This window comes from Paenibacillus sp. MDMC362 (genome assembly GCF_003269305.1).
GTDB lineage: Bacteria > Bacillota > Bacilli > Paenibacillales > Paenibacillaceae > Paenibacillus_AQ.
In genome coordinates this window covers 1-6,495 of record NZ_QLYT01000082.1, presented here as the reverse complement: position 1 = coordinate 6,495, position 6,495 = coordinate 1, and the positions used below count along the sequence as shown (strand labels likewise).

Annotated in this window: 2 protein-coding genes; both read left to right on the top strand. The window is 38.3% G+C overall.

Annotation, left to right across the window (positions count from 1 at the left end):
• Nucleotides 1–50 precede the first annotated feature (50 nt).
• A complete protein-coding gene (locus DP091_RS29545; protein ID WP_258394739.1) occupies nucleotides 51–3,926 on the top strand; it encodes a non-ribosomal peptide synthetase in 3,876 nt (1,291 codons plus the stop codon).
• An 11-nt stretch (nucleotides 3,927–3,937) separates the two neighbouring features.
• Nucleotides 3,938–6,495 (top strand): non-ribosomal peptide synthetase (locus tag DP091_RS29540; protein WP_146747029.1); only part of this gene is annotated, 2,558 nt, incomplete at its 3' end.

Below are 6,495 nucleotides of genomic sequence, written 5' to 3'. Positions count from 1 at the left end.
AGGTAGATGAGATTCCACTATCTGCAAATGGTAAAGTAGATCGTAAATTATTGCCGGATCCAGAAAAGCATATGGAAAAAAGTAAGATGATAAGGGGTTATGAAGCACCAGAGACCCAGACGGAGAAATTGGTAGTCGAGGCATTTGAATATGTGCTTGGTATGGAAAGAGTAAGCGTAAATGACAATTTCTTTGATTTGGGTGGATACTCGCTTAATGTAATCCGGCTGTGTAATGAATTAGAGAAGAGTACAGGGGTAAGGCTGCAACTTAGAGAAATTTTTGATTTATTTACACCGAAGAATATTGCAGAAACAATTAAAAACTCAAAGGTAAATACGTATGAAGAAATACCAGAAATAGCAGAAGCAGAAAGCTATTCTATAAGTTCAGCTCAAAAGAGACTTTATCTTCTAGACCAACTAACAGGTCCTGGTACAACTTATAATATTCCTTTAGTCATCAAGCTTAAAGTTAAACCAGACAATGAGCGACTTCAGAGAGCATTGGATCAATTAGTAGAGCAAGAGGAAATTTTGAGGACAAGTTTCCATATAGTGAATGGTGAGCCAATTCAAAAAATTTCTTCAGATGCAAGAATTGTGCTGGAGCACAGTGAAGTAAATACAGCAGATTCACAATATATCCAAGCTGAATATAATACTTTCGTCCAACCATTTGACCTGTCAAAATCACCACTAATGCGTGCAAAAATACTGGATACTCCAAATGATTCATACTTATTTTTGGATATTCACCATATTTTATGTGACGCAGAAAGCATGCCGATTATGCTCTACAAAATACAAGAGTTATATGAAGGAAGAGAATTGTTAACACCACGAGTACAGTATAAAGACTTTTGTGTTTGGCAAAATGCTAGAGATATAACAGAACAGGCAGCGTACTGGAAGAAAGAATTTTCTGGCGATATACCAGTCCTGGATTTAATCATGGATTATCCACGCCCGCATAAACAAAGCTTTAGAGGTGCTAATTTCCGAACACAGGTAGAAGAAAAAACGAGTATTCAAGTAAAAGAGTTAGCGAAGAAGTATGGTGCAACTGAGTTTATGGTTTTGTTATCCACCTTTTTCTCCATGTTAGGAAAATACAGTCGACAGGAAGAAATTATAGTAGGAACTCCAATATCGGGACGAAGCCATACGGATACCCAAAATATGTTGGGCATGTTTGTAAACACTCTGGCAATCAAAGGGAATGTCTCCTCCGATGATACATTTGAGGATGTATTATTAAGTACAAAAGAGAAATGTTTACAGGCATACGATAACAAGGAATATCAGTTCGAAGATTTAGTTGAAGCCGTGGGAGTAAAGAGAGATTTCTCAAGAAACCCAGTATTCGATGTGATGTTTGTATTGCAGGACGATGAGAGAGAAAGTTATTCGGATCGAATTCAATTTGGAACGAGGGAATCCGTTGAAGGAAGCATTTCTAAATTTGATCTTACCTTAACCATGATAAGTGATTCAGAAGGCTATAAGATTGATTTTGAATATTGTACAGACTTATTCAAACCAGAAACGATCGAGTACATGGCAAAACACTTCTTAACACTAATTGAACGAGTTTTAATGTCTCCGGAAAAGAAGCTGCAGGATATTGCCATGGTAGATATGAACGAAGAAGCAAAAATATTGGATGAGTTCAATATGACGCATGCAGAATACCCTCATAATAAGACGATTGTGCAGTTACTTGAAGAGCAGGCTGCCAGAAAACCTAATAATGTAGCAATCACATTTAATGGACGACAGATGACCTATGCACAATTAAATGAACGGGCGAATGCTCTGGCAAGAAAACTTCGAAAGGACTATAACATTCAACCAAACGATTTTGTGGTTATCTCAACAGAAAAATGTTTGGAGATGGTGGTGGGCATATACGCTATTTTAAAGGCTGGAGCAGCTTATGTACCCGTTGATCCATCTTATCCAGAGGAAAGAATTAATTATATCATTAATGACTGTAAGCCAAGGGTAGTATTATGCGGCACAAAAGAACCTGAAGCTGACATTCCTATCATGAATCTTCATGATGAGGCAAATTATACAATGGAATGCAGTAACCTTGTTCATGTAAATCAATCAAGTGATTTGATGTATGTTATTTATACCTCTGGTACGACTGGCAGGCCAAAGGGTGTTATGGTTCAGCATGTAAATGTAGTGCGATTACTTAAGAATGACAAGTTTAAGCTTGATTTATATGAAAATGATATTTGGGTTCAATTCCATTCTTATTGTTTTGATGTTTCGGTTTGGGAAATATTCGGAAGCCTATTGAATGGAGCAAAGCTTGTAATTCCTTCTGAAGATACGGTAAAAGATGGATATGCATTTGGAGAGTTGCTGCAAAAAGAAGCGGTAACAATCTTATGCCAGGTACCTTCGCCATTTTATGCGTTGATCGATGCAACGACAGGACAAACAATAAATAGTTTACGATATGTTATTTTTGCAGGAGAGGCACTTTATCCAACGCATTTGAAGAAATGGCATGAGATCAATAGGCATTGTCGTCTGGTTAATATGTACGGGCCTACAGAAACCACGGTATACGCTACTTATCGCGATATTGATGCTGAAGCCATTGAGAGAGGAATTAGCGACATAGGAAAGCCACTTCCAACATTAAAGATTTATATCTTAAATGGAAATGAGCTTTGTGGAATTGGAGTTCCAGGTGAGTTATGTATAACAGGTGAGGGTGTATCTCAAGGATATTTAAATCGACAAGACCTGACAGACGAGAAGTTTGTACACAACCCATTTGGAGCCGGGAAGATGTATCGGACAGGTGATTTGGCACGTTGGTTACCTAACGGAAACATTGAGTATATTGGACGTATGGATGACCAAGCAAAAATTAGAGGATATCGTATTGAACCAAGAGAAGTAGAAAGCCGTTTATTGGAGCTTGAAGGGATAAGTGAAGCTGTAGTAGTAGTGCGAGAAGACAAAAAGAAAGAGAAATTTTTGTGTGCCTATATAATAGCTGAGACAGAAATAGAAGAAAGGAATGTAAAGATTAAGTTAAATAAAGTATTGCCAGATTACATGGTGCCTGCACATATTATTTCAATTGATGCGATTCCACTGACAAGTAATGGGAAACTTGACAAGGCCTCATTGCCACAGCCGGAGTATAAGTCAAAGGAATATATTGCACCACGAAACGAAAGTGAAACTCTGATCGTACAGGCATTTGAACACATCCTAGATATTGAAAATATCAGTGTAACCGATAGTTTCTTTGATCTAGGGGGATCGTCACTGAAAGCAGTGTTGCTGTGTAATGAATTGGAGAAAGCCATAGGAGTAAGACTGTCAATTAGAGATGTTTTTACTTTTGGTACGCCCGAGCAGATAGCGGAAAATATGGGGTCGATAGAGAACGAGATGTTTGTGGCAATAGAACAAGCTTCAGCAGCTGAATACTACCCTACAAGTTCAGCTCAAAAACGACTCTATCTTCTGGACGAGATGACCGGGCCTAACATTAACTACAACGTATCGGACGTTTATGCTTACGAAGAACCGCTAGATAAAGAAAGATTACAGAAAGCTTTAGATAAGCTGTTAAAGCAAGAAGAGATACTGCGAACTAGTTTCCATGTTGTGGACGGTGAACCCATTCAAATGATTTCTCCAGACGCCAGGGTTTTATTAGACTACAGCGAAGTGGACGAAATAGATATACAAACGGAATATGATAATTTTGTACAACCGTTTGTTTTATCCGAAGCACCGTTAATGCGTGTGAAATTAATGAAGACAACAACGGCTTCCTACCTATTTGTTGATATTCATCACATTATATGTGATGGAGAAAGCCTGCCGGTTATACTGCATCAAGTGAACGAATTTTATGAGAATGATGGAACTGATCATGAATAAGAGGAGAACTTATGAATAAAAATTCTAACCGTGTCCAGTATAAAGATTTCAGTGTATGGCAGAATTTTTATGATATCACCAAACAGGAAGAATATTGGAAGAGGGAATTCGCCGGTGAAATTGCTAGGGTGGATTTGAAGACGGATTTCCTCCGTCCTCAAATCCAATCTTTCAGGGGAGCCAATGTTGTAGCAAAGGTAAAAGAGCCATTAAGCTTAGGGGTTAAAAACTTAGCCCTTAAGCATGGTGCTACTGAATTTATGGTTACTCTATCAGTGTTCATTTTATTATTAGGCAAATATAGTCGCCAAAAAGATATTATTGTAGGAACAACCGTGTCAGGCCGAGTTCATGCAGATACTAAAGGTATGCTGGGGATGTTTGTCAATACTCTGGTAATAAAGGGAGAAGTTTGTCCTGATGATACTTTTGAACATTTGATTTTAGCTGTGAAGGAGAAGTGTCTGCAAGCTTATGATAACCAAGAATACCAGTTTGAAGATTTAGTTGAAGCCGTAGAGAAAAAGAGAGATCTCTCAAGAAATCCGATATTTGATTTTATGTTCGGATTAAAAGAAAAGAAAAAACCGACGGAAATGCAAGGCCTATTGGGCGGAAAAAGTGCATTCATTAAAAGGAATGTCTCAAAGTTTGACTTATCCGTTCTGGTTGAATGTATGCCAGAAGGGTATGAAATTGATTTTGAGTATTGCACAGATTTATTCAAACAAGAAACGATTGAATATATGGCAAGGCATTATGTAACGCTGCTTGAGGAAGCAGTAACACATCCAGAAAAAAAGCTTAAAGATTTGCATATGCTTGATATCAGGGAACAAGAGAAGATATTGGCTGATTTCAATGCAACGAATGTAGAATACGCTCGAGAACAAACAGTTGTCAGCTTATTTGAGAATCAGGTAGAGAAAACAGCAGAACATATTGCACTTAAATTTGATGATAAACAGATGACATATGCCGAGCTGAATGAGAGAGCAAATCAGTTGGCGCGTACTCTTCGGGATTTAGGAGTGGTTCCAAACGATTTGGTGGCTCTAGTTACAGAGCGTAGCATGGAAATGATTGTAGGAATATTAGCAATCATCAAGGCAGGGGGAGCTTATGTACCCATCAATCCGGAATATCCAGATCATAGAATTCGCTATATGCTGGAGGACAGTAGTCCAAAGATTGTATTGACGTATAAGAATAAGCTGCCAGGAAAGGTAGAGATTCCGGTATTGGATTTAGAAGATGAGAATCATTATGCTAATGAAACGGACAATCTTCTGCATGTTAACAGAGCTAATGATTTAGTGTATTGTATCTACACTTCGGGTACAACTGGAAACCCTAAGGGAGTTTTAATTGAACATCGAAATGTGGTCAATATGTGGGTCACCTATAAGGAAACATTTGCACTGAACGACAAGGATACGGTGCTGCAATTTGCAAATGTATCTTTTGACCAAGCGGTTGGTGATATCTTCCCTGCACTTTGCAATGGTGCGGCATTATGCATTGTGCCAAAAAATTTAACCTATGATATGGAGCAACTACAAAAATATATAGATCGAAATAATGTAACAACAGCATCATTGACACCTAAGGTAATAGAGGCGTTGTGTGCTGACGCATTACCGACACTTCGTTTGCTGGAATCAGGTGGTGAGGCAGGTAATCTAGAAAGCTTAAAAGAATGGGCGAAAAGAGTAGAAGTGCTAAACACATATGGGCCTACGGAGTCTACTGTAAATGCAACTAGTTTTAGAGTCAGTACAGACTCTATTTCAATTACCATTGGACGTCCGATTGCAAATACAAAAGTATATCTTCTAAATGGAATGGAGCTATGCGGTATTGGAATACCTGGCGAGTTGTGTATAGCAGGAGATGGTGTAGCAAGAGGTTATTTGAATCAGCCAGAATTAACAGATAAGAAGTTTATTAAAAATCCCTTCGGTGAGGGAAAACTGTACCGTACAGGAGATTTAGCACGTTGGCAGCCAGATGGAAATATAGAGTATTTAGGTCGAATAGATGAACAAGTGAAAGTCCGTGGTTACCGGATAGAGTTAGGTGAAATTGAAAGTGTATTAAGAAAACAGAGTAAAATCGCAGATGCTGTCGTTGTTGTAAAAGAAGTTGGAAATGATGAAATTCTCTGTGCATATCTCGTTGCAGAGAAGGGTCAAGAACTAATTATACCCGAAATTAAAGAAGCGATAAGAGAAGAAGTAACGGAGTATATGATTCCTGCCTTTATGATACAGATCGATGAATTTCCATTAACCATAAATGGGAAGCTGGATAAAGCTAGGTTGCCAGAACCAGATATGTTAGAAAGCTTGAAATACGTACCACCAAGTAATAAGACGGAGCAAGCAATCGTAGATGTATTTGAAGAAATCTTAGGAGTATCTCCAATCGGAATAGAGGACAGTTTCTTTGAATTGGGTGGACATTCGTTAAAAGCGACGGCAGCAATTAATGCCATAGAGAAGAAGACAGGGATTCGTTTGCCAGTCAAAGAGATATTTAGCTCACCAACTCCTGCTATATTGGCGAA